Raw genomic sequence first — 24,943 nt, forward strand, 5'->3', positions numbered from 1 at the left:
TAGTAAAAGAATTTACCCGACAGTGTGAATAAAAATGTTTACGCCACCCGAATAAAAATTTCATGGCAATCAAAAAGGGTGACTAACTGCCGCAACGCCACCAGCCGTTCCTATGGAATGATATTTTTCAATTTCCATATCATGGCTACCGCGGCGGACCGCCAACGAAATGTTCCTATGGGAACAAAAACATCGATTAGAAGAAAACTTTTAAACATCCTTATGTCCTTGTCCCATCGGGACATTTCGTTGGTAGCAGAGATGATAGGTCGATGTGGTTTTCGTTCCCTGGGAACGTTTCGTGTATTGATATGAGCCATTCATTCATTACAGGTAGTGCCTTGCTTTACGCCACCGGAGATCATTTTGTAGCGATAATAAAAGCTGGATTTTGAAGCAAAAAACCAGCCATTAGGAATGAAGAGAATCTTAATTGATTCGTTAAATTTAGGATAATGAGATGATTAAAGAAAATCTTTGGGTAACGTAAAAAATGTTTTCTACACGAAGTGGATTTTAAGTAATTTTTTATAAAAATGCTTGCGGGGATTCATTTTCCTGCCCGGATTCTGCTTAATGTTTCCTGTGTGATACCCAGATAAGAGGCAATATTGCCCAAGGGGACGCGCAGCATAATGTCGGGGAATTTTTCCAGCATGGAATTATAACGTTCCTGGGCAGATTGAAACTGGATGGAATAAAGTTTATCAGAAAAGGTTTTGATCGCGTTGACCATCACAATGCGGCTCAGTTTTTGTAGCGGATTCGATTTGTCAAAATACTTTTCAAGATCCTGGTAACTAATGGTTCGGACGACACTTTCTTCCAATATTTCGGCGCCGTAGGGTGACGCGGTGTCGTAAAATATGCTTTCTATGGATAGAAAAAATGCGCCTTCGGAAATGAAAGAGTGGGTAATGTCCTTCCCGTCCTTGATGTAAAAAGTTCGGGCTATACCTTTTTCCAGATAAAATACTTTTTGTGAAAAGTTATCAGGTTGCACCAGTTTATGGTTTTTGGGATATGTCTCCCGTCGGAAAGCGTTATTGATCTCCGCCTCCATTTCCGGCGATAACGAAATATGCTGTTTGGTAAAACTGATTAATTCCATAAAATAAATTCTATTGGTCTCCTGGTAGGCAAAGGTGTTCTTTTCAAATCTAAGACAAATCGTTTGTTATTCATGAACCGGATTAAGGTTTTGTATTAACAAAAAAATCAGGCACCGTTTAAGTGCCTGATTTCGATTGCGTGTTCGTATTGCGAAATGCATCTATTCCATTCTGATGGATTTTACCGGGTCAATCAAAGCCGTTTTGATGCTCTGATAACTGACCGTCAGTAATGCGACGGCAACAGTCAGCGCGCCTGCAACACCGAAAATCCACCATTCAATGTTTATTTTGTACTCAAAATCCTGCAACCATTCTGTCATTAAATACCATGCTGCCGGAGATGCAAGAATAAGCGCGATGGTCACCAGTTTTAAAAATTCGCCCGAAAGCAAGACCACGATGCTTCCGATCGAAGCGCCCAGAACTTTCCGTACACCAATTTCTTTTGTACGCTGCTGCGCGGTGAAAGTGGCCAGTCCGAAAAGCCCGAGGCAGGCGACAAATATGGTCAGGCCTGAAAATACGCCCAGTATCAACCCTGTTTTTTGTTCGGCCTGGTAGGTATTGTTAAATCTTTCATCCAAAAAGGAGTAAGAAAATGGAGCCTCCGGTTTGAACTGATTCCACTGCCGTTTCATTTGGGCCAATAATCCGCTTGCATCTTTTGCCTGCATTTTCACGATCATGGTGCCCGCATCTTTGCTCAGGACCATAACCAGTGGTGTGATTTTTTCGTGCATGGATCTGAAATGGAAATCTTTCACGACCCCTATAACCCGAAAAGTCCCTTTATTTCCCTCGTTATTGGTATTGGTGATGCGGTGATCCAGGGCATTATTTTTCCAGCCCAGCATAGCCGCAGCCGTTTCATTGAGGATAACACCCGAGGAATCATTTCCGAAATCCTTCGAGAAGTTCCGGCCAGAAGCCATTTCCATACCCAAAGTCGGGATATAACTGGCATCAACATCGTACCTCAGGGTTTTAACCAGCTGCGTGTTTTTATCGTCCGGATAAACCATGTAATTATTGCTGTACGATGGTCCCGCGGGAATGAAGGATGAGGAGCTAATGCTGACCACCCGTTGATCGCGCAGCAATTCCTGTTTGAATGCATCCTGATTTTTACCGAGCGCCCAAGCATCGGGAAGCACCAGCACCTGATTCTTATTGTATCCCAGTTTTTTGTTCTGGATGTATTTTAATTGCTGGTAAACTACCGTTGTGCCAATGATTAACGTAATGGAGATAAAGAACTGAACAACAACGAGTCCGCTTCTTAAACTAATGCTGCCTTTTTCTGTTGTGACCTTACCCTTTAATACGGAAATCGGTTTGAATGATGAAAGGAAAAACGCCGGGTAGCTGCCTGCCAATATACCGATGATCAGTCCGAATAAAAGCAGCTGAGGTAGAAATGCGGAGATTTGGCTGAACTGCATATTCAGGTTTTTGCCAGATAGCTGATTGAAAAGTGGCAGGGCTGCGAGTCCGATGACGATGGCAAATACGAGTGCAATGGAGAACAGAAGGGTAGATTCAAGGAGAAACTGCCCGATCAATTCCTTCTTTTGCGAGCCCATCACTTTACGTACACCTACCTCCCGCGCACGTCTGGAAGCACCGGCCGTGGAAAGGTTCATGAAATTGATGCAGGCAATAACCAGCATAATCATGGCGACCGCACCAAAAATATACACGTATTTGATATCACCGTTATTCCCAAGATCATAACCGAAATCCGAATGCAGGTGAATATCCGTAAGCGGCTGCAGGTAAAGGCCAATGTTATTTCCGCTTTTTTTGAATTCACTCATGGTTACGCCCATGGCTGTTTTTAGCTGAGGACCTACATATTTGTCAACAGCCAGAGGTAGTTTCGCTTCGAGCTTTTTATAGTCATATCCCTTCTGCAATACCAGATAGGTGAAAAACTCTGAGATCATCCAGGACGGTGATTTTGAATCTTCAAAACTGGACATGGAAGCAAAGATCTCGTAGTGAAAGTGAGAATTTTCGGGCACTTTATCGATCATGCCGGTAACCTTGAAAGGAGTTTTGGAGCCTTTAAACATGATGATTCTGCCAATCGGATCCTGACTGCCAAAATATGTTTCTGACATTTTTTTAGTTAAAACCAACGTATTGGGCTCGGCCAACGCTGTTTTTTTATCACCTTTCAAAAGAGGGAGCGTGAATACCTGGAAAAAATTGGAATCGACAAAAGCCATATAATCTCCGGTATATTGTTTGTCCGCGATGATAACCGTTGGCGCTCCAGCCTGACGCAGACGGGTGGCTTCCAATACTTCCGGGTAATCGACTTTGAGGGTTTGAGCGGTTGGCGGCATCACATGCGCCTCGTTAATCTTTCCGCCCTGCATGGTCCCTTTGAAAATCACACGGACAATCTGGTCGGCCTTTTCATTATACCTGTCAAAACTCAGTTCATCCAGGACATACAAGCTGATGAGCATGCAGGAAGCCAGCCCGATAGCGAGTCCGGTAATGTTGATGGCAGAAAATGCACGGTTTCGAAGCAGATTGCGCCAGGCGATTTTGAAATAGTTTTGAAACATGATATAAAGATAAGGTCTCTGACCTGAAAATAGTCTATAATTATGCCATGAGGTTTAGTGTATTGATTATTAGGTGTTTGTGGTTTCATAGGATCTGGGTTTTGTTCACATGCGTACGAACGGTGTCCGATATCGAACGAGGCAATGTTCCGGGGCATGCTTAAATTTTTAGTTTTGCACTCAAATTTCATTTCAAAGGATGGCGGGTTATCTGAATTTATTCGATTTTAAACAAAAAATAAACTATAAAAATGAGGTGCTTGCCGGGCTTACCGTCGCGATGACGATGATGCCGGAATCGCTTTCCTTTGCCATTTTGGCGGGGTTGCCTCCCTTGGTTGGTTTGTATGCAGCGTTTATCATGGGACTGGTCACGGCTATTTTTGGAGGCAGGCCGGGCATGGTTTCAGGTGGCGCGGGTGCAACGGTCATCGTCCTGATTTCTCTGATGCAGTCGCATGGGCTGGAATATGTTTTTGCGGCGGTTATTCTGGCCGGTATTTTTCAGATTCTCGTGGGTGTTTTCAAATTGGGGAAATTTATTCGTCTGGTGCCGCAGCCGGTCATGTATGGTTTTGTCAACGGGTTGGCCGTGATCATTTTTATGTCCCAGTTTGAACAGTTTAAAACCGTTGTCAACGGGCAATCAACCTGGCTTACAGGGACGCCGTTCTGGATCATGGCGGGTTTGGTGGCACTTACCATCGCCATCGTTTTGCTATTGCCGAAAATTACAAAGGCAGTTCCTGCGTCTCTGGTTGCAATTATTGTAGTGTTCTCATTGGTACTGGGCTTTGGAATTGACACTAAAACCGTAAAAGATATTGCTTCAGTCGGTGGTGGATTTCCTCCCTTTCATATTCCCTTGGTTCCGTTTGACATGGAGATGTTACAGATTATTTTTCCCTATGCCCTGATCATGGCCAGTGTAGGATTGACGGAAAGCCTGCTAACGTTGAATCTGGTCGATGAATTGACGGGAAATCGTGGCAATGGAAACCGAGAGTGCGTTGCCCAGGGCGGTGCCAACATATTGAATGGATTTTTCTATGGCATGGGCGGCTGTGCGATGATTGCACAGACTTTTGTCAATATTTCTGCCGACGCGCGGGCGCGGTTATCCGGTGTGATCGCTGCCTGCACAATTCTCACCGTTATTCTTTTTGGTGCGCCGGTGATTGAAAGAATTCCAATGGCTTCATTAACCGGTGTGATGATCATGGTAGCGATCGGGACTTTTGAATGGGGCAGTTTCAGGATTATAAACAAGATGCCGAAGCAGGATATTTTTGTTGGTATTCTTGTGGCACTGATCACAATCTGGCTGCATAATCTTGCTCTGGCCGTATTGATTGGCGTTGTTGTATCAGCGCTGGTTTTTGCCTGGGAAAGTGCGAGAAGAATCAGAGCCAGAAAATATGTGGATGAAAAAGGGGTGAAGCATTACGAGATTTACGGGCCGTTATTCTTTGGCTCTACCATGGCGTTTACGGAAAAATTCGATGTGCTCAATGATCCGCAGGAAGTAGTTATCGATTTTAAAGAAAGCCGTATTGCAGATATGAGCGGTATCGAAGCGCTTGGTAAACTTACTGAACGTTATAAAAAAGCGGATAAAAAACTCCTTCTGCGGCATTTAAGCGAAGATTGCCGGCTCTTGTTAAAAAATGCGGATTCGGTGATTGAAGTGAACATCATCGACGACCCAACTTACAAACTTCCCTTTGACGGAGATAAAACCTAGCTCTTAATTGGTTGTTAGTAATATGTTGTTACCAGCAGAAGGACCTTACGGAGCCGTGTAATCTCGTTCTAGAATTGTTCGCTATAAACAGGATGTTCCTATGGAACGACGTCTATTGTTTTTGCATTTTTATAGGTTACCAACACAGAATCTACGGAGCCGTGTGATCTTGTCCTAAAATCGTTCGCTATAAAATAAGAGGCTCCAAAGGAGCTGTTTTAGTTAATCTCAAAATTTAGCAAGATTCAGTACGGGCAACGGTACGAATTATCCAAACCATTAGTCTGAAAAAGCGGCAACCGCCCTTTTAAGGGCATCCTGTTTATAGCAAACCAACAATCAAAATTAATTCCCGGCTCCGGAGGAGCCTCCTGTCCGCGCGAACCCGTCCGACGGCTTTTTAGCCGTCGGACGGGTAAAAAACTACGCTCAAACGAGTCATGAAACTTTTACAGTAGACAACAGGAGAGTTGATCGTCACAGTCTTTTTAGATTTGTCAAAAAGGATTCCTAATTAAATAGACCCGGATACAAAGCAAATCGATTGTCGTGCCGTTAGTTACAGACACGCATTTGTTTTTTCTTAAAACAGATGACAACGTTATCCCTAAACGAATCCGTCACCGGATAAAAATACCAATTCAACATATTAAAATGAAATCAAAAAAACCTATTACCCGCAGAAAATTTGTTAAAAACGCCATGGTTTTTACCGCGGCCTTACCGGTGGTGGGCGCGTTGTCTTTTCCTTTGGATGATAAGAAAAAGTTGGCCGTAGCAGAATCGGTTGCATTAAAATGGCTGGACTTAAAAACGCGCGGTAAAATAGCGGGTACTACCTGGGGCGTACCCTGGCCGAAGGGTGTATTGAAAAAAGATGCTGGCTTAATACTGGAAGATAAAAGCGGGAGGAACATTTCCCTGCAAACCTGGCCTTTGGCGCAATGGCCGGATGGTTCGTTAAAGTGGACTGCCCATGCTATAGGTGCCCAGACAGTTCTTCCGGATGGTTTGGTTTTAAAAACGGGAAAGGGGCCCGGAAATGCCAGCCAGATTAAGGTCAGTGATTATTCTGATTTCATCGAGATCAATACTGGAGTTGTTTCGTGTAAAATAAATAAAAAGGGGAGTACGATTATTCAGTCTGTTTCCAGAGATGGGAACATTGCTGTACAGTCAGGAAAGCTGGTTTTACAAGTGCAGGATAAGCCGGAAAATGAACCGGGTGAATCGATTCGTACGGAGCTTTTCGAAGGTAATATTGAGACTGTAATCGTTGAACAAAACGGACCGGTACGCGCTGTTGTCAAAATCGAAGGGAAACATAGTACAGGTGAAAAAAATCTGCTCCCGTTCGTGATCCGTCTCTATTTTTATGAAGGAAGTGACGCCATTCGCATCATGCACACCATTGTATTTGATGGCGATGAAAACAAGGATTTTATCAAAGGGCTGGGAATCCGTTTTGAAGTACCGTTGAAAGATGAACTTTATAATCGTCATATCCGGTTTACCGGCGAACATGAAGGTGTTTTTGCTGAAGCAGTACGGGGACTGACGGGTCTGCGGCGGGATCCGGGCAAAATGGTTACGGATGCGCAGGTTGGCGGAAAAGCTACACCAGAGGTAAGCACATTTCCCCCAACGGTTTCCAAACGACTTGATTATATCCCTGCTTTTGGGGATTATACACTTTTTCAGCCCACGCCCGATTCATTTGAAATTCAGAAACGGACGAAACCGGGGCATGGATGGATACAATCCGCATACGGTGGCAGGTCGTCGGGAACGGCTTATCTGGGTTCTCCCTCGGGTGGAATAGCTTTTGGTATCCGTAATTTCTGGCAGAGTCACCCGGCTCAGATTGATATCCGAAATGCGCAGACTGAACAAGGAGAGGTAACACTTTGGTTATGGGCGCCACGGGCGGCGGCAATGGATCTGCGTTTTTACCACGATGGAATGGGGCAGGATACGCATGCAAAACAGCTCGATGCGCTGGAAATTACGTATGAAGATTATGAACCTGAATTTGGTCGCCCGGTAGGCGTAGCGCGTACGAGTGAGTTGTCCATAGATGTCCTGGCAGAAACCCCGTCCAATGCGGCACTGACAGAGATGGCCGCATCGGTCCAGAATCCGGCGCAGATTATTTGCGATGCAAAATATTATAGTAGAGCTGGGATTTTTGGTGGAGCGTTCAGCGCTGTGGAAACACAAAACCCGCTGGAAGTAAAACTTGAAAAACAACTGGATTTTTATTTTGATTATTATCATAAACAGGTCGATCAGCGACGCTGGTACGGTTTCTGGAATTATGGGGATGTGATGCATACCTATGATCGGGACCGGCATGTCTGGCGCTATGACGTCGGCGGTTTTGCCTGGGACAATTCCGAATTGTCAACCGATCTCTGGCTTTGGTATTATTTCCTGCGAACAGGGAAACAGGAGGTTTTTAGAATGGCGGAGGCGATGACCCGGCATACCGGTGAAGTAGATGTGCATCATATCGGGCCGTTCAGTCCGCTTGGGTCCCGGCATAACGTGCAGCATTGGGGATGCAGCGCCAAGCAGTTGCGGATAAGTACGGCTGCGAACCGCCGGTTTTACTATTATTTGACCGCTGATGAACGCGTAGGAGATTTGATGCGTGAACAGGTCAACGCAGACAGGACTTTACGCGAAATCATTCCCGGCCGGAAAATAGGACAGGAAGCACCTAAAAACGATCCGAATGCTGAACTCGCTAGCATTTCCTTCGGGACGGACTGGGGCGCACTGTCCGCTGCCTGGCTGACCGAATGGGAAAGAACGGGTAATGAAAAAGTAAAAAACAAGCTTTTAAACAGCATGCGGACGATTGCTGGGCAACCGCACGGGTTTTTTACCGGCGTTTCTACCATGGATTTGAACACTGGTAAATTTATTATCGTCGATACAAAACAGCTTTCTGTATCGCATTTGAGCGCTGTTTTCGGGCTTGCTGAAATTTGTGCGGAGCTTATCCAGACTTTCGATATGCCCGAATTTGAAAAGGCCTGGGTTCAGTATTGCGAGTTGTATAACGCCACACCAGAAGAGCAGAAAGCGGTATTGGGTCAAAGTCTGATCAAGCTGAACTTAAGGCAGGGACATGCGCGCCTTACTGCTTTTGCCGCTTTACGAAAAAACGATAAAAAGCTTGCCGAAAGAGCATGGTCGGAGTTCTTTGAAGGCGTAGCAGGAATTAAAAATCCCTCTCAGAAGCTAAATCATATCCAGGGGCCTATGGTATTAAACCCGGTTGACGAAGCCGAGGACGTTTCTACAAATGCTGTTGCCCAATGGGGGCTTGCCGCCATGCAGTGCCTCGCTTTTGTGGGAAACGAGTTGAAGTAGTGACTTTTACTTGACAAAAAACAGTCCATCGGAAAACTAGATTTTTTCGATGGACTGTTTTTTTGTCAAGATAACCTGCTGATGATTTTTCAAGACACTGATTTTCTGAATACATATCATTGTAAATACTTCCAGAGAGCAAATTTACAGGGTGACATTTGGCCAAATGGAAATTATACTGCTTTGTTTCTTGTTGGAAATGAGAGTTCGCGTTGCCTTCATTTGCTGGCTGTGCGGAGGATGTGGCTTGAAATTCAACAACCAACTTATAAAATAAATAATACTTATGGAATACAGGCAATTAGGCGCTTCCGGTATTAAAGTTCCGGTTTTAAGTTTTGGCACCGCTACATTTGGCGGTGGAAATGAATTTTTCAAGGCTTGGGGAGAAACCCAGCTGGAAGAAGCCAAAAGGCTCATCAATCTTTGTCTGGATGCGGGCGTAAACCTGTTTGATACGGCTGACGTCTACTCGAAGGGTCTATCGGAGGAGATATTGGGCAAGGCGATTGGTGGGTTGCGCAACCAGGTTTTGATTTCTACCAAAGCTACTTTCCCGATGGGCGACGGACCTAATGACTACGGTTCTTCCCGTTTTCATTTGATTCAGGCCTGTGAAGACAGTCTTCGCCGCCTGAACACGGATCATATCGATATTTATCACATGCACGGCTTTGACGGCAATACGCCGGTGGAAGAAACGCTCCGTGCGCTGGATGATCTTGTGACCAGTGGAAAGGTGCGTTACATTGCTTGTTCCAATTTTTCCGGGTGGCATTTGATGAAATCCTTATCGGTTTCTGAGAAATATGGCTGGGCAAGATACGTCGGCCATCAGGCTTATTATTCGTTGCTAAACCGGGAATATGAGTGGGAATTGATGCCCCTGGCTGTGGATCAGAAAGTCAGTACCATTGTCTGGAGTCCGTTATCCGCCGGATTATTAAGCGGGAAATTTAAAAGGAATCAGCCAAAACCTGAAAACAGTCGCTTAAACCAGGGAGGTTCTCAGGGACCGGATACCAATTTTGAACTGCTTTATAACATCGTTGATGCGTTGGAAGAAGTGGCTGGTGAAACCGGGAAATCAATAGCCCAGGTTGCGCTTAACTGGCTGTTGCAGCGCCCAACGGTGGTGAACATCGTGATAGGCGCCAGAAATGAGGAACAGCTGAAACAAAATCTCGAAGCGACTGGCTGGAACCTGACCACGGAGCAAATTAAAAAACTGGATGCAGCGAGCGAAGTGCCGCCCATTTATCCTTACTGGCATCAAAGAGGAAATCTGACATTAAACCCGATTCCAAAGTTTTATTGATTTTGAAAAAATAGAGTGCTCCCAATGCATGAATTTTTACTGGTTTTGGTGAAAAATAATGCATTGGGAGCAAACAAGGCGTTTTATTATCACTTTCCTGGGCAAAGACATTTTTTTTGAGCAAAATAATTTTCTAAAAAATCCATTCGATATTTGTTTACTTACTTATAAGTAAGTAATTTTGCTCCGTCAACCTGAGATAAAATGAAAGCAAGAACCGATACCAAGGAAAAAATCATTGAACTGGGGACAGCGCTGATTAAATCGATCGGTTATCCATCGTTGAGTTATCAGCAGATATCTTCGCAGCTGGGAATAAAAAATGCCGCCATACACTATCATTATCCAAGCAAAGAAGATTTGGGCTGCGATATCGTCAGCAATGAAATTGCCCGTTTTGAAAAATTCATTTCCAGTGTATCGGGTCTGGGGCCGCTGGAAAAACTCGAGGTTTTTTTAGGAAGCTATCGCGTGCATTTGGAAGATGGAAACAAAATTTGTCTGATAGGAGCGGGTGCGTCGGATTTTCTGGAATTACCGAAATCAATGCAGCTGGTGTACACAGAGTATTTGTTTCTTCTAAAAAACTGGTTTATTGACTTACTGGAAACAGGCAGGAAGGCCGGTGTTTTTCATTTTAAAGGTGAACCGGTAAACAAGGCGTCGGTCATGATTTCGGCATTGGCTGGGGCATTGCAGCACGCCCGCCTCATTGGCAACGACCATTATGACGCCGTAGCAGCCCAATTAAAAGAGGATTTAAAGGCGTAAAAAAATTTACTATTATTACTTACTTACTAGTAAGTAATTTAATTATTAAAACTTTCAACTTTCAACTTTCAACTTTTTAATTCTAATAGAAATCATGTCAACACAAAAAGTAGCATTTATCACCGGTGCCAATCGTGGAATTGGGTTTGAGACGGCCAAAAAATTGGGCAAGCTGGGAATATTCCCGGTCATTGGAGCCAGGGACGAAGCAAAAGGCAAAGCGGCCGTTGAAAAGCTGAAAGCAGCAGGAATTGAGGCGGATTCGATAAAATTTGATGTGGAAAACAAAGCAGATTACAGCATTGCCTATGACTATTTTGAAAGCAAGTTTGGCAAACTGGACATATTGATCAACAATGCCGGCTTATCGCTGGAAGGCGATCCGATGAGTTCAATGGCGACCATTAACCCGACAAGCGGTATTTCAGAAGAAGCTTTGCGTGGGACGATGGAGGCGAATTTCTTCGGGCAGGTTTTCAGCACGCAAACATTGCTGCCTTTGCTTAGAAAATCCGAAGCCGGCCGCATTGTCAATGTATCCAGTACCCTGGGCTCTTTAAGCTATCATGCAGATCCGGCTTCCCCGATCTATGCCATTCAAATGTTTGCTTACAGTACTTCAAAAACGGCCTTAAATTCTTTCACACTACATCTTGCACATGAATTAAAGGACACCGCGATTAAGGTCAATTCCATCCATCCGGGTTGGGTGCATACAGAACTTGGCGGTTCGGCAGCCCCGGTAACGCCTGAGCAGGGTGCCGACAGCAGTGTGCGTTTGGCAACCATTCCGGCAGACGGTCCTACGGGCGGATATTATTACCTGGAAGACATCATTCCCTGGTAGGATACAGGCTCTTAATCCAGGTGAAATAAGCTGGCTCATTCGGGTCAGTTTATTTTTTTGCATAATTAATTTGTAATAGGTCTAAATAAAACTATTTTTGCGGAAAATAAATCTTATTTAGACTCAATGAAATCAGTACTTCTACCATTTTCACTGCTTGTTTTTTGCTTTTTACTGAATAGCAACGCCAGCGCCCAGTCGGGAAAAGGAACCATAAGCGGTGTTGTTAAAGATATTCATGATCAGATTATTCCTTATGCCAGCGTACAGGTTAAAGGAAAAGGCGTTGGTGTTACGGCCAATGAAAAGGGCGCTTTTACGTTAAATGCTGTTGCGCCGGGCGAGCAGGTTTTGAGGGCCTCGTTTGTGGGTTTCGCATTTTTGGAAAAGAAAGTTCTGGTTAAAGCGGACCAGGCAGAGTCCATCACATTTATTCTTGAAGAGAGTGATTCGCAGCTTAACGAAGTAATTGTGTCGGCGAGCAGAAGGGTAGAATCGCTGGCCGAAACGCCCTCCGCTGTGACGGTAATCAGCCCCAAGGAAATCGATGCCTTGTCGATGGTGAGCCCGAACATTGCCAACATTCTGGGATACGCTGTGCCGGGACTGGGGTCTTCAACCAATCAGACGGGCAATTACGGACAGACTTTACGCGGTAGAAATCTGTTGGTTCTGATCGACGGAATCCCGCAGTCCACGCCGTTGAGATCAGGCGGACGTGATATCCGTTCCATTGATCCGTCCGTTATTGAGCGTGTTGAGGTGATCAAAGGGGCCACGGCAATTTACGGCAACGGAGCCGACGGTGGTCTTATTAACTACATTACAAAAACACCGAAAACAGTGCAGAAAATCGGAGGGTATTCTCAGGCCGGATTGACCGGAAATACCAAAGGCGACAGCACCATTGGGTATCGTTTTTCACAACAGATTTTCGGAAAAATTAACAAATTTGATTACGTCGTAAGCGGTATGTATGAAAAAACAGGCGTTTACCGCGATGCCAAGGGGGAAGTGATATCGCCGGAATATGGTCTGGGCGAAACGAAAATCTATAACGCTTTTACCAAACTGGGTTATGATTTTACAGATAAACAGCGGGTTGAAGTCATGTATAACTTTTACAGTTCCAACCAGCATTCCGCTTTCGTTTTGAAGAATGGTGTGTTCGGAAAATCACCGGCAATTGGCGTTTTGGGCAAGAGAATTGGTGTAGATGAAGGAACACGTCACAACCACAATGTTAATTTACAGTATGTTAACAAAGCCATTGTGGGGAACACAAGCCTCACCGCCAATCTTTATTTACAGGATTTCTGGACGGTTTATTCTAACTCGGCATCCTTCTTCGGCAGTGGACAATCGGAAATTTGGTCCAATAAAAAAGGGCTAAGGGTTAATTTAAACACGCCGTTTACGATTTCGCCAAAAATAGCAGGTGACGTGACTTACGGTTTTGATTTATTGAACGATAAAACCTCACAAAGCCTGGTTGATGGACGCGTTTGGGTGCCGAATATCGACATGCGGAACCTTGCGCCTTATGCGCAGCTATCGACGCAGTGGTTCAATCATTTAACCGTAAAAACAGGTTTGCGCGCTGAAAACATCAAAATCAACATTGCTGATTATAACACACTGGCCACCGGAGCGAACGGCGCAGGCAGTATCGCGGTAAAAGGTGGAAACCTTAAATACAATGCGGTGGTATTCAACGCCGGTGCGAGATATTCGAAATTCAGGTTCTTTAATCCGTTTGTCAGCTACTCGCAGTCGTTCTCCATTTTTGATTTGGGACGCGTTTTACGTGCCGCAAAAGAAAGCACGATTTCAAAACTTGAAACAAAACCGATCATTGTCAATAGCTATGAAGGTGGTTTTAGCAGCGAGCTGGGTAAATTAAATCTAAGCGCTTCGTATTATTACAGCACGTCAAAACTCGGAACGAATTTACTGGAAGTTGACGGTGTGTTCATCGCCGAACGGTTACCGGAGCGTGTTTGGGGTTATGAATTGCAGCTGGATTACAAATTGATGAAGGGGCTCGTGGTGGGTGGTAATTATGCCTACGTTGAAGGAAGAGGAGACAAGGATCTTGACGGAAAGTTTTACGGGGCTAAGGATATTTACCTGAACTCGAACCGTATCACACCGGTTAAGGCGACGGCATTTGCCAAATATGCATACCGCAATTTGAATGTCGATTTGAACTGGATTTACGTTGGCAGCCGGAATCGTTTTAAACCTAACGAAAAGGGCGTGTATGCGTTGGGAGAGGCACCGATTGAGTCATATAATTTATGGAATCTGGCTGTTGCCTATAAAGTTACCAAGCAACTGCGCGTGAGCCTTGGACTTGAAAATTTGTTGAATACGGCCTATTATCCAACCATTGCCCAGTTTTACGGCACGGATGCCAATTACACAAGAGGAAACGGAAGAAGATTTAATTTAACCGTTGGTTACGGTTTTTAATAATCACGGAGACATGGATGAGCAGGGTTTAGCCGGAAACGGTTAAGCCCTGATTTGTTTTATTACGGTATGTTTTAACGGATTGGGTGAAACTAAAAATCAGATGGCCTTAAAATATTGCGATGGTAAAACGAGTTATATATCAAAAAAACAGGGTGCTATGAATTTCAGGTTTATCGGATTTTTTCTGATCATTTTATGTGTAAAAAACAGTCAGTCGTCTTTGGCTCAGGTGCTGCGGAGTAAGGGGAAAATGAATCAGCAGTTTGTGATGAACGATGAAAGCGTTATTGTAAATCAGGCAACAGGCAAGCGGATCAGTTATGGCGCTTATGACGATCTCTTAAAAAAGAACCCCGGTCGATATCGCACACAGCCGGTTTTTGATAAGTATGGAAAAGCGTCGTCTTTTGCTTTAATCCCGAAGACGAAATCGGAAATTGAAACGGGTATTACGTTGACAATCGATGAAGAGGGGATGCCGGAAATCGGTCGGCCGCTGCCGCCATTTGTGATGACAGGGCTGGATGGGAAAACATATGACTCTGAAAAACTGCGGGGGAAATACATCCTTTTAGGTTTTTGGGTGAAATATGAAAAACCGATGTATACCTGGGAAAGTACTAAAATTATTTCCAGCTTCATTGCCGAAAATGAGGAAAAAGGAATTGAGGTGGTCTCGCTTGGCACAACGATCAACACCGATGAGGAATGCCGGAAATTTATTCCCAAACGCAATTGTGGTTTTGTTCCGGTACCTGATTCCTATGGCTTTAATCATCGTTACAAAATAACCGAAACACCGTTTTTTATCTTGGTTGATAAGAAAGGGATTGTGAGGGCGATGGCGCCGCATACGGAGTTTGACAAAATCAGGGATCTGTCGCTGCGGTAATTTTGTGTTTTGGGTAGAAAAAGCTCCGGGCTATTGGAAAAATTATAACCCGGAGCATGTGTTTCTTATGTGTATTTATTAAATCGTCACGACTACCTTTCCGCGTGTTTTTCCCGTTTCTACCTGTGTATGTGCCTGACCCAAATTTTCAAAGGTAAACGTCTTCGCAACGTGTGATTTGATAATGCCTTTTGACAAAAGGTCTGCAATCGATTTCATATCTTCGCCATTGGAATGTACAAGAAAGAAAAATCCGTTGATGCCTTTTGTTTTGGCTTTTTCCGTCACAGATTCAGCCAGACCCGAAGGGATCGAAATAAGCGTACCACCTTTTTTCACGACTTCCAGGGAGCGGTCAATATTTTCGCCACCAATGGTATCCAGCACAAAATCAATATCCTTCGCAACTTCCTCGAATTTCTGGTTTTTGTAGTCAATATGCTCATCAGCGCCCAGCGCAAGTACAAAATCCTTATTTTCCGCCGACGAGGTCCCGATTACATAAGCGCCCAAATGTTTGGCGATCTGAACGGTGTAGTGGCCAACTCCGCCCGCTGCCGAATGAACCAGTACTTTATCCCCGGCCTTAATTTTAGCCTGACTGACGAGCGCCTGATAGGCTGTCAATGCGGCCAGCGTTGCCGCAGCAGCTTCGTCGTGAGAAATGTTGGCTGGTTTTAATGCCAGATGAGCCTCAGGAGTCGTCACATATTCAGCATAAGCACGGCCATGTCCCGGGAAATTTACCATACCAAAGACCTCATCTCCAGCTGCAAATCCTGTTACCGCAGAGCCTGTTTCAACAACAACACCCGAGATATCCCATCCGATAATTAACGGATCAATTTCTTTTAAGCGGCCGGACATCCCTTTTCCGGCGCGGGTTTTCACATCAACAGGATTAATGCTGATCGCTTTTACCTGAACCAATACTTCATTTTCCTTTACCACCGGTTTATCCAGCACGGCTTCAACCAGATTTTCAACACCTCCAAAATCTTTTAATACGATGGCCTTCATAAAATTGTATATTTTTAATTAATTGAAAATGCAAAATTATACTGACGAACTGCATGAAGTACGGTAATAATTTGCCATTATTCAGTAAATTTACCCTCGCTATGAAAGAGAACATGTATCAGCCGTTTGAGGTTATTTTCAAGGAACTCGACGAGTGTCCCAAAGACGGACACAGTCATAATTTCTTTGAACTTGTCTACATTATTTCAGGGACGGGCAAACAGTGCGTTAATAAAAGTACCTTTAATTATCATGCCGGGCATATGTTTCTGATCACACCGGAAGATTGCCATTCTTTCGATATTACAACTACGACGACATTTTGTTTCATTCGTTTTAATGATCAGTATATTAAATCAAATTACCGTGATACTGACATTTCGGGTAAGAATGAGCGTGTTAAAAAGCTGGAATTTATTCTTCAAAATGCCAATCATCAGCCCGGCTGTATTCTCAGGCAACCCGGAGATAAGGCCCTGGTAAAGCCAATGGTCGACAGTATTCTGAGGGAATACGTCAACCGGGATTTGTATAATAAAGAGCTTATTGAGCAACTGGTAAACACTTTAATCATTGTTGTAGCCAGAAATATTGCCAAAATTTTACCAGAACATGTAAGCGAAGGAACAGAACAAAGAGCCGTAAATATCCTTCAATATATTCATCAGCATATTTTTGAACCCGAGAAAATCAGGACGGATCTGATAAGTAGGCACTTTGGTGTTTCGGAAAATTATCTGGGGAAGTATTTCAAAAAACAGACGGGCGAGACCTTGCAGCAATATGTGATTAATTATAAATTGAGAATGGTAGAAAACCGGTTGCTCCACAGCGAAATGCGGATCGGCGAAATAGCCGCTGAAATGAGTTTTACAGACGAGAGCCATATGAATAAGCTCTTTAAAAAGTACAAAGGACTGACACCCTCGGATTTCAGAAAAAGTGCTGTGTCAGCCTGAAAGCCCAATTGATTAAGAATAATCGTAATTTTGGGAAAAGCCTATTGATAGAACCATGTCCCTGCTTCCAAACGATCTTTTCTATTCCAGATTACCGGTAAACCAGATAGCATTGCGTGATCTACTGACAGAAGAACATTTGTTTTATAAAGTGCCGGAAAACTGGCTTGTAGTTGTTACGGATGTGAAAAACTCAACGCAGGCCGTGCAAAACGGATTGCATGAAACCGTTAATCTTGTGGCGACGGGCTGCATCGTGGCGGTGTTGAATATTGCTTATAAGCATAATCTCCTCGTTCCCTTTTTCTTTGGCGGCGATGGTGCAACCTGTATCATACCGCCATCTATTCTGAAACCGGTCATGCAGTCGCTGCTGATCCATCAGGAAAATACCCTGAAAAATTTTGAACTTGACCTCCGGGTCGGTTTTGTTCCGGTTGAAGATATTTATAAAAGGGGTTTCAGGTTGGTGATCAGCAAGTTCAGGAGCACTAGTATTTTTTCTATCCCGGTTGTCCTCGGAGACGGTTTGAACTATGCGGAGAAAGTTATAAAGGGAGAAGATCACCGGTTGTCGATTATCAAATCCGATGAAGAAAACCTGGATCTGGACGGGATGCAATGCCGATGGGACCGCATTGCTCCACCCGAGAATTATGATGAGGTGATCAGTCTGCTGGTTATTGCCAGACATGAGTCAGAACAGGGCGCAGCGTTTCAGAAAGTGGTGAATTTTCTGGATGAAATCTATGGTACACCAGATAAGCGGCAACCCATTTCCGTAAATAAGTTGAAACTGAAAACCACGGTGACAAAACTTAATCTGGAAATGAAGGTAAAATTCGGTCATATCCGATTTTTGTATTTGCTCTATAACCGCTTTATGTCCTTGTTCGGATGGTATTATTTTCGGACGAGAGAAGGCAAAAGTTATCTGACCAGTATCGTGGATCTGGCGGATACACTGGTGATTGATGGTAGAATTAATACGGTTATTTCTGGCACGGCGGCACAGCGCATGGCGCTCGTGGAAGCCCTGGATGGACTGGAAAAGGAAGGCGAGATTCGGTATGGACTTTTTGTAAGCAACGAATCGGTGATGTCCTGTTATGTACCGGGCGCAGACAACGCCCATATCCATTTTGTAGATGGTGCAGAGGGTGGTTATACCAAAGCCGCCGGTGTTTTGAAACTTAAAAACCGTAATAGCTAGACGGCTATAACCCTTCTCGTTGGCTCTAATCGCCGTTTTTCTAAATTTTTTCTTTATATTAGAACTTCAAATATCAGTTCTCCCGGATATTCTTCAAATCCGGGAAATCGCTTCCCGATTTTGATTAGTTTTCGTTCAAAACCGCTTTTAGATACAACAAACACAAATTTTCACCATGGCGTTATTAAAATTGCAAATCAATAACCGTAGCTATGAAACAGACGTGGAAGAAGATACTCCGCTTTTGTGGGTGTTACGGGATAATTTGGGGCTTGTTGGGACCAAATTCGGATGCGGCATTGCCCAGTGTGGCGCGTGCACCGTCCATCTCGACGGCGAAGCAGTGCGCTCCTGTACACTACCGGTGTCAGCTGTGGGCAAAGGCAAAGTAACCACGATTGAAGGGCTGTCGGAAAAAGGAGATCATCCGGTGCAAAAAGCCTGGGATGAAATCGATGTGGCCCAATGTGGTTATTGTCAGGCTGGGCAGATTATGACGGCGGCGGCATTTTTGAAGAAAAATCCTAAACCTACGGACGCCCAGATTGTGGAGACGATGAGCGGCAACCTGTGCCGTTGCGGAACTTATCACCGTATCAGAGAAGCAGTAAAATCAGCGGCCTCCAAAACCAAATAACCATGCAGAACTTAGAACAAACATCAAGGAGGAACTTCCTGAAAATTGCTTCGGCTGCTGGCGGAGGATTGTTTTTGGGATTTAACTGGGCTAATGCAGCAGCGGTGCCTGTTATTGTAAACCCGGAATCACTGGCAGCGGGCGCCGTTAACTTTAACAGTTTTCTTACGATCGGAACGGACAACATCATCACGATATTTTCCCCGAATCCGGAAATAGGACAAGGCATAAAAACGGCCTTTCCAATGATCGTTGCCGAAGAACTGGATGCCGACTGGACATTGGTCAAAACCGTTCAGGCTAACCTGGATTCTAGTAAATACGAGCGTCAGGTGACTGGAGGCAGTGGTGCTGTTCCGCACTCATGGGAACGTTTGCGCAAGGCGGGCGCTACGGCGCGTTATCTTTTGGTTGAAGCGGCATCTAAACGCTGGAATGTTCCGGTTAGTGAAATTACGACGGAAAAGGGAAAGATTTTCCATAAATCTTCCGGCAAGTCGCTGGCTTATGGGGCATTGGCCGAAGAAGCATCAAAACTAACCGTTCCCAAAGAAGTAAAATTAAAGGACGAAAAGAGTTTTACATTGATCGGACAGAGTGTCCGCAATGTTGACAATAAAAATATTATCACCGGGAAGCCACTTTTTGGCCTTGATTTTTACCGGGAAGGCATGTTGTTCGCGTTGATACAAAGGCCAAAAGCATTTGGTTTGAAGCTAAAATCGGTGGATGCCGAAGCTGCGAAAAAGATGCCGGGTATCGTTAATGTCGTAACTTTTGAAAACAGCGTTGCCGTGGTTGGGAAATCAACCTGGCAGGTGAAAAAAGCCCGCGAGCTATTGAAAATAGAATATGAAAAGGAATTCGATCTGGAAAGCTCTACGGATCATAACCGTATTTTCAAGCAATTACTGGACGGGGGAGAAGCAACCGTACGCAGGAAAAACGGTGACGTGGACGCGGCTTTTAAAAATGCAGCCAAGGTAATTACGGCGGAATATCAGTGCCCTTTTTTACCGCATAGCCCGCTGGAACCTATGAACTTTTTTGCACACGTACGTGAAGATGGCGTGGAGCTGGTAGGTCCTACGCAAACACCGGACCGGGCCCGAGGCGAGGCAGCGAAGATTACGGGCTTTCCTCCTGAAAAGATAACGGTGGAGATCACAAGACAAGGGGGAGGTTTCGGGCGAAGGCTTGCCGCCGACTTTGCGATTGAGGCAACCCATGTTTCAAAATTGATGAAAGCACCGGTGAAAGTAATCTGGACGCGTGAAGATGATATGACGGGTGGAACCTACCGTCCGGCTGTACGTTACCGGTTTGAAGCCGCTTTGGATAAATCAGGACAAATGATCGGTTACAAACTTCGGGGCGTTGGGATGAACGCGGGTAATCCGACCCGTGAAGATAATTTCCCGTCCGGCGCAGTGGATAATTTACTGATTGATTCCGTTGATCATAAATCACCGATTACAACGGGTCCCTGGCGCGCACCGATCACGAATTTCCTGGCTTATGCCGAACAATCTTTTTTGGATGAAGTTGCCGAGGCGGCTGGGAAAGATCCCGTACAATTTCGTCTGGAATTATTGGAAAAAGCGAAAAAGGCGCCGGTGGGAGAAATTAAATATGATATCGACCGCATGATCGCTGTCATTAAACTAGCTGCTGAAAAAAGTAACTGGGGTAAGAAAAAAGGCGTGCATCAGGGTTTTAGCGTTTATTTTTCACATCGCTCCTATGTGGCGCAAGTGGGTGAGGTAATCGTTGAAAAAGGAAAACCTGTGCTGAAAAATATGATTGCCGCGGTGGATTGTGGCATTGTGATCAATAAAAGTGGTTCTCTTCAGCAGGTTCGGGGCGGTGTTGTCGACGGTATCGGCCATGCCATGTATGGTAATCTTACTTTTAAAGACGGTGTACCGGATCAAAGTAATTTCAACGGTTTCAGGTTGATACGCATGAATGAAATTCCGGAGGTCGATGTCCATTTCGTTGATAATGGGATTTCGCCAACCGGTCTGGGTGAACCGGCTTTGCCTCCTGCAGGAGCCGCTGCCGCTAACGCATTTTATAGGGCGACAAAGAAAAGGCTTCGTAATCAGCCTTTTATTGAGGAGGAGGCGTTTAAGAATATTTCCTGAGTAAATTACGAATGTAAAAAGAGTTTCAGGCGAATGTCCGATGGCATTTTTCTGAAACTCTTTTTGTTGTTATCCAATCAGGTTGCTGTGACTTATGCCTTGTGATAACGCGGCTTAATTTTTGCAATAACGATGTAAACCACCCAAAACTGAGAACCTATGAATCCAACCATCGCTATCGTTATTCTTGCCGCCGGGAAATCGTCACGGCTGGGCCAGCCAAAACAGCTGCTGCCATTTAAAGGCAAGAGTTTATTGATTCACGTTGTTCAGATCGCTAAGCAGGTATCTGAAAATGTCTTTGTTATTATCGGATCGGATAAAAAAAAGATGGAAGCTGAAATTAAAAATGAGGCGGTTGATACTGTTTTTAATGAAGCGTGGGAAGAAGGAATGGCGTCTTCGATCCGTTGTGGTTTGCTGCGTGCAACAGAGAAAATTCAGGATTTAGGTTCGGTCATTTTTATGGTTTGTGACCAGCCTTTTGTAACGACAGGTTTGCTTCAAAATTTAGTCCAGGAAAAAGAACGATCAGGCAAAGCTATTGTAGCCAGCGCGTATGCGGAAATAGCCGGAACCCCGGTTTTGTTTGATAAAAGTGTTTGGCCAGAATTGATGGAATTGCAAGGTGATATTGGTGCCCGAAAAATTATCGTCAAAAACAAAGAACGTGTAGCCACAATTGATTTTCCCTTGGGGAAAGTGGACATGGATACGGCGGAGGATTACAGAAAATTGCTGCTGCAAAAGGATTTGATATAGTGGTTGGTTAGAGAATTTCGCGGAGCAGGTTCTGTCACCTCTTCGAGGTTTTGTGGATGAATTTCGCCATGGTTAGCTATAATACTTTCAACCCTTCGGGTTTGTGGGTTTAGGAAACGGATGGCACACTGTCAAACTTAAATAAGGCAACGTCTACCCCCTTACTTAATCCCGAAGGGATGATAGTATTATAGAAAGATGGTTTAAGATCGAAAGGTGAAACCCCGTAGGGGTGGCCGATTTAACAACGATAAAACCAATTACATAGGCCCAATTCCACAGTGATTTGAAATGTCATCGGGCGGTGATACCACCAAGCTGCGTTTCTTTTTGTCAACGGGTACAATCGTTTCATTCGCCGAACGACTGTGAATCACATCTTTTTTTTGCCGTAAAGGTGTCCCCGGCTTTTTATTTAACGCCGCTTTTATTTCGGACAGCACCGATAATGCAATTTCCTCAGAAGTTTCGGCCCCGATGTCAAGCCCCACGGGACCATAAATTCGGGTTTTGTGGGCTTCTGTAACGACAAAACCATCTTCTTCCAAATCACTGAACATGCGTTCTAGTTTCTTTTTCGGTCCAAGACTACCGATATAAGGTGCATGCTCATTTTGAACAAATTCACGCAAAACCCCCAGATCGTAGTTGTAGTTATGCGTCATCAGCACAAAAACCGTTTGCGCATCACAATTGATTTTTGACACGACTTCATGGGATTTGGCAACCAAAATACGATGTGCAAGCGGAAATCTTTCTTGTGTTGCCTGATTTGCGCGGCCGTCGGCAACTGTTATGCGCCAGCCTAAAAGCGAAGCCATGCTTACCAGTGGAATGGCGTCATTTCCCGCTCCGACAATCACAAGGGAAACTGGCGGTTTAAGGAATTCTATAAATGCGGTGAGTTTTTGCTGGTCAAAGGTATAGGTTTGAAATACCGATTCCTGTTTTTCAAAAGCAGTTTCTGAATCTTCAATAACCGTATTAATATAGGTCGAGAATTGATCGCGGACGACAATTTCTTCCTGATTTTCAATATAGAGAATGCCTGTTCCCGGCTGGTTTGTCCGGTTTGTCAGGGAGAAAAGCGTTAGCAAAACAGCATTGACACGCTGCGCTGTCGTTTTTTTCAGAAGTTCAATAGGATGATTTTCTACCTCGGTATTTATCGGCTCAAAAAGAATATGGACAATACCATTGCAACCAAGCTGTACACCAAATTTGGCGTCGTCTTCGTCGTCCATCGTATCATATGTTACGAGTTTATTAGTCTGTTGGGAGATCGCAAGCAACGCTTTTCTTAGCGCATCACCCTCAAGGCATCCGCCGCTGATGGCTCCGGTGAGTTGACCGTCTTCCGTTACGAGCATTCGTGCGCCTGGCCTGCGGTAAGACGAGCCTTCCACATGTACGACTGTGGCTAACGCCATCCTTTTTCCTGCTTCCAATGCCTGGTGGTAGGCCTGTATGATATCTGAGATCTCTTTCATTAATTGCTGGCGGCAGAAAGTTTTAATGCTATCCTGTGTTTTTCGATGATTTCGGTAATAATCCTGTAACTCTCCTCAATTTCCGAAAGTGTCGTGAATCTTCCAAGGCTGAAACGAAAAGAACTTAACGCCATGGAGTCGGAGAGTCCAAGTGCTTTTAAAACATGACTTGGCCTGGTGGTAACAGAAGAGCAGGCCGAGCCTCGCGACGCCGCGACTTCCCTGCATATTTCCAGCAACAGGTTTTCGCCATTTACAGCATCAAACGACATATTTGTAATATGGGGTAATCTGTTTTCCTGGCTCCCATTGACATAGGTTCCGGCCAGTTTTAATAATTCGCTTTCCAGTTTATCCCGTAAATATTTGATTGCTGTTGTCGCGCCGTCCAATTCATTTTGACAAAGTTCACAGGCCTTACCAAAACCTACAATCCCGGGCACATTAAGTGTTCCGCTCCGCATATTTTTTTCATGCCTTCCGCCGTGGATTTGGGATGAAATAACCACTTTGGGGTTCTTTCGCCTGACATACAGGGCTCCAATTCCTTTCGGACCGTATAATTTGTGTGCGCTGATTGAAAGCAGATCGATTCCATCTTTTTCTACATCCACTGGTATTTTTCCCACGGCCTGCGTCGCATCGGAAAAAAAGAGTACATCATGTTTTCTCGCAATCGCACTGATTTCTTGAATGGGTTGGATCGTCCCGGTTTCATTATTGGCGTACATGATCGAAATCACCAGGGTACGATCCGTTATCGCTTTTTCGAGATCATTCAAATCAACCAGGCCTTCCTTGGAAACGGGTAAATACGTAACATGACCACCATTTTGCTCAATCCATGCACAGGTATCGAGCACGGCCTGGTGTTCGGTGACACAGGTTATCATGTGATTTCCTTTACCGCCCGAATTTTCAAAAACGCCTTTAATAGCCAGATTAATGGATTCAGTGGCGCCGGAAGTAAATACAATTTCAGTCGGATGCGCTCCGATCAGCTCCGCAACCTGCTGTCTGCCAATATCAACGGCCTCTTCGGCTGTCCAGCCATATACATGCGAGCGGCTCGAAGCATTCCCGAAGTTTTCCAAAAAATAGGGGAGCATCGCCTCCAAGACCAACGGGTCCATGGGCGTTGTGGCACTGTTGTCAAGGTATACGGGTAATTTCAAACCGGTCGTTTTATTGATTGTACGACAATATTAACACCATCAGGGCAAACATCATTCCCGATTGCGCGACTGTTTGTTTGTCAGTACATCAGCTGGATAAAAGGCTGATGGGTTGTATCGGGCTTGCACGCAATATTGGGTTTGATAGCTCTCCAATATGAGTCCGTTGGTTATAGGCTTATTTGATGAAAAAATATAAAAAATATTCCATCAAATATTTTTTAGTTTAATCGATTAAACTTACATTTGAATCAATTCTTTACAGAGCATCTAAATCCTGATTTACAGGGGCCTAACTTCAAGATTACATTTCCGGGTAAATACCATTGTTTAACATCCAGCAGACATTTTTTCAGGCAGCCGCAATTTTGATTTCTTTAAATAAATTTGCTTAATCGATTAAACAATAGATTTT

At 44.5% G+C, this 24,943-nt stretch carries 17 protein-coding genes; 12 read left to right on the forward strand and 5 right to left on the reverse strand.

The window, feature by feature from the left end; translation table 11 throughout:
* Positions 1-550: 550 nt before the first annotated feature.
* Positions 551-1,111 (reverse strand): Crp/Fnr family transcriptional regulator, encoded by a 561-nt coding sequence (locus RB622_RS12285; RefSeq protein ID WP_308046847.1) that lies wholly within the window; start codon positions 1,109-1,111, stop codon positions 551-553.
* Between the two features lie 162 nt (positions 1,112-1,273).
* Entirely contained in the window at positions 1,274-3,694 is a 2,421-nt protein-coding gene (locus tag RB622_RS12290; protein ID WP_308046848.1) for an ABC transporter permease, read from the reverse strand.
* A gap of 199 nt (positions 3,695-3,893) precedes the next feature.
* On the opposite strand from RB622_RS12290, the gene RB622_RS12295 reads away from it, so the two are divergent.
* The 7 genes from RB622_RS12295 to RB622_RS12325 all read left to right on the forward strand — a co-directional run bounded on the left by RB622_RS12295 (position 3,894) and on the right by RB622_RS12325 (position 15,125).
* Positions 3,894-5,438, forward strand: a complete 1,545-nt coding sequence (locus tag RB622_RS12295; protein WP_308046849.1) for a SulP family inorganic anion transporter — start codon at positions 3,894-3,896, stop codon at positions 5,436-5,438.
* Between the two features lie 654 nt (positions 5,439-6,092).
* Positions 6,093-8,819, forward strand: coding sequence for a Tat pathway signal sequence domain protein (locus RB622_RS12300; protein ID WP_308046850.1), 2,727 nt, complete (start codon positions 6,093-6,095; stop codon positions 8,817-8,819).
* A gap of 286 nt (positions 8,820-9,105) precedes the next feature.
* Positions 9,106-10,137: an aldo/keto reductase gene (locus RB622_RS12305; protein ID WP_308046851.1), complete on the forward strand. Its 1,032-nt coding sequence runs from the start codon at positions 9,106-9,108 to the stop codon at positions 10,135-10,137.
* 204 nt (positions 10,138-10,341) lie between these two features.
* Positions 10,342-10,908, forward strand: a complete 567-nt coding sequence (locus tag RB622_RS12310; protein ID WP_308046852.1) for a TetR/AcrR family transcriptional regulator — start codon at positions 10,342-10,344, stop codon at positions 10,906-10,908.
* A 94-nt stretch (positions 10,909-11,002) separates the two neighbouring features.
* Positions 11,003-11,755 (forward strand): SDR family oxidoreductase, encoded by a 753-nt coding sequence (locus RB622_RS12315; RefSeq protein ID WP_308046853.1) that lies wholly within the window; start codon positions 11,003-11,005, stop codon positions 11,753-11,755.
* A gap of 126 nt (positions 11,756-11,881) precedes the next feature.
* Positions 11,882-14,230 (forward strand): TonB-dependent receptor domain-containing protein, encoded by a 2,349-nt coding sequence (locus tag RB622_RS12320; protein ID WP_308046854.1) that lies wholly within the window; start codon positions 11,882-11,884, stop codon positions 14,228-14,230.
* A gap of 160 nt (positions 14,231-14,390) precedes the next feature.
* Positions 14,391-15,125 carry a TlpA disulfide reductase family protein gene (locus RB622_RS12325; RefSeq protein ID WP_308046855.1) on the forward strand — a complete coding sequence of 245 codons (735 nt, stop codon included), beginning with the start codon at positions 14,391-14,393 and terminating at the stop codon, positions 15,123-15,125.
* Between the two features lie 78 nt (positions 15,126-15,203).
* Here the strand turns inward: RB622_RS12325 and RB622_RS12330 are convergent, their stop codons facing one another.
* Positions 15,204-16,145, reverse strand: coding sequence for an NADP-dependent oxidoreductase (locus RB622_RS12330; RefSeq protein WP_308046856.1), 942 nt, complete (start codon positions 16,143-16,145; stop codon positions 15,204-15,206).
* Between the two features lie 101 nt (positions 16,146-16,246).
* Between RB622_RS12330 and RB622_RS12335 the strand changes: the two genes are divergently transcribed.
* The 5 genes from RB622_RS12335 to RB622_RS12355 all read left to right on the forward strand — a co-directional run bounded on the left by RB622_RS12335 (position 16,247) and on the right by RB622_RS12355 (position 21,863).
* Positions 16,247-17,104, forward strand: a complete 858-nt coding sequence (locus RB622_RS12335) for an AraC family transcriptional regulator (RefSeq protein WP_308046857.1) — start codon at positions 16,247-16,249, stop codon at positions 17,102-17,104.
* Positions 17,105-17,159: 55 nt separating this feature from the next.
* Entirely contained in the window at positions 17,160-18,317 is a 1,158-nt protein-coding gene (locus RB622_RS12340; RefSeq protein ID WP_308046858.1) for a DUF3095 domain-containing protein, read from the forward strand.
* Positions 18,318-18,492: 175 nt separating this feature from the next.
* Positions 18,493-18,954 carry a 2Fe-2S iron-sulfur cluster-binding protein gene (locus RB622_RS12345; RefSeq protein WP_308046859.1) on the forward strand — a complete coding sequence of 154 codons (462 nt, stop codon included), beginning with the start codon at positions 18,493-18,495 and terminating at the stop codon, positions 18,952-18,954.
* Positions 18,955-18,956: 2 nt separating this feature from the next.
* Positions 18,957-21,101: a molybdopterin cofactor-binding domain-containing protein gene (locus tag RB622_RS12350; protein WP_308046860.1), complete on the forward strand. Its 2,145-nt coding sequence runs from the start codon at positions 18,957-18,959 to the stop codon at positions 21,099-21,101.
* A gap of 159 nt (positions 21,102-21,260) precedes the next feature.
* Positions 21,261-21,863 (forward strand): nucleotidyltransferase family protein, encoded by a 603-nt coding sequence (locus RB622_RS12355; protein ID WP_308046861.1) that lies wholly within the window; start codon positions 21,261-21,263, stop codon positions 21,861-21,863.
* 260 nt (positions 21,864-22,123) lie between these two features.
* Here the strand turns inward: RB622_RS12355 and RB622_RS12360 are convergent, their stop codons facing one another.
* On the reverse strand, positions 22,124-23,353 hold the full coding sequence (locus RB622_RS12360) for an XdhC family protein (RefSeq protein ID WP_308046862.1): 1,230 nt from the start codon (positions 23,351-23,353) through the stop codon (positions 22,124-22,126).
* On the reverse strand, positions 23,353-24,528 hold the full coding sequence (locus RB622_RS12365) for an IscS subfamily cysteine desulfurase (RefSeq protein ID WP_308046863.1): 1,176 nt from the start codon (positions 24,526-24,528) through the stop codon (positions 23,353-23,355). The genes RB622_RS12360 and RB622_RS12365 overlap by 1 nt, the downstream gene beginning before the upstream one ends.
* Positions 24,529-24,943 lie beyond the last annotated feature (415 nt).

The organism is Dyadobacter sp. LHD-138 (genome assembly GCF_030929615.1).
Lineage (GTDB): Bacteria > Bacteroidota > Bacteroidia > Cytophagales > Spirosomataceae > Dyadobacter.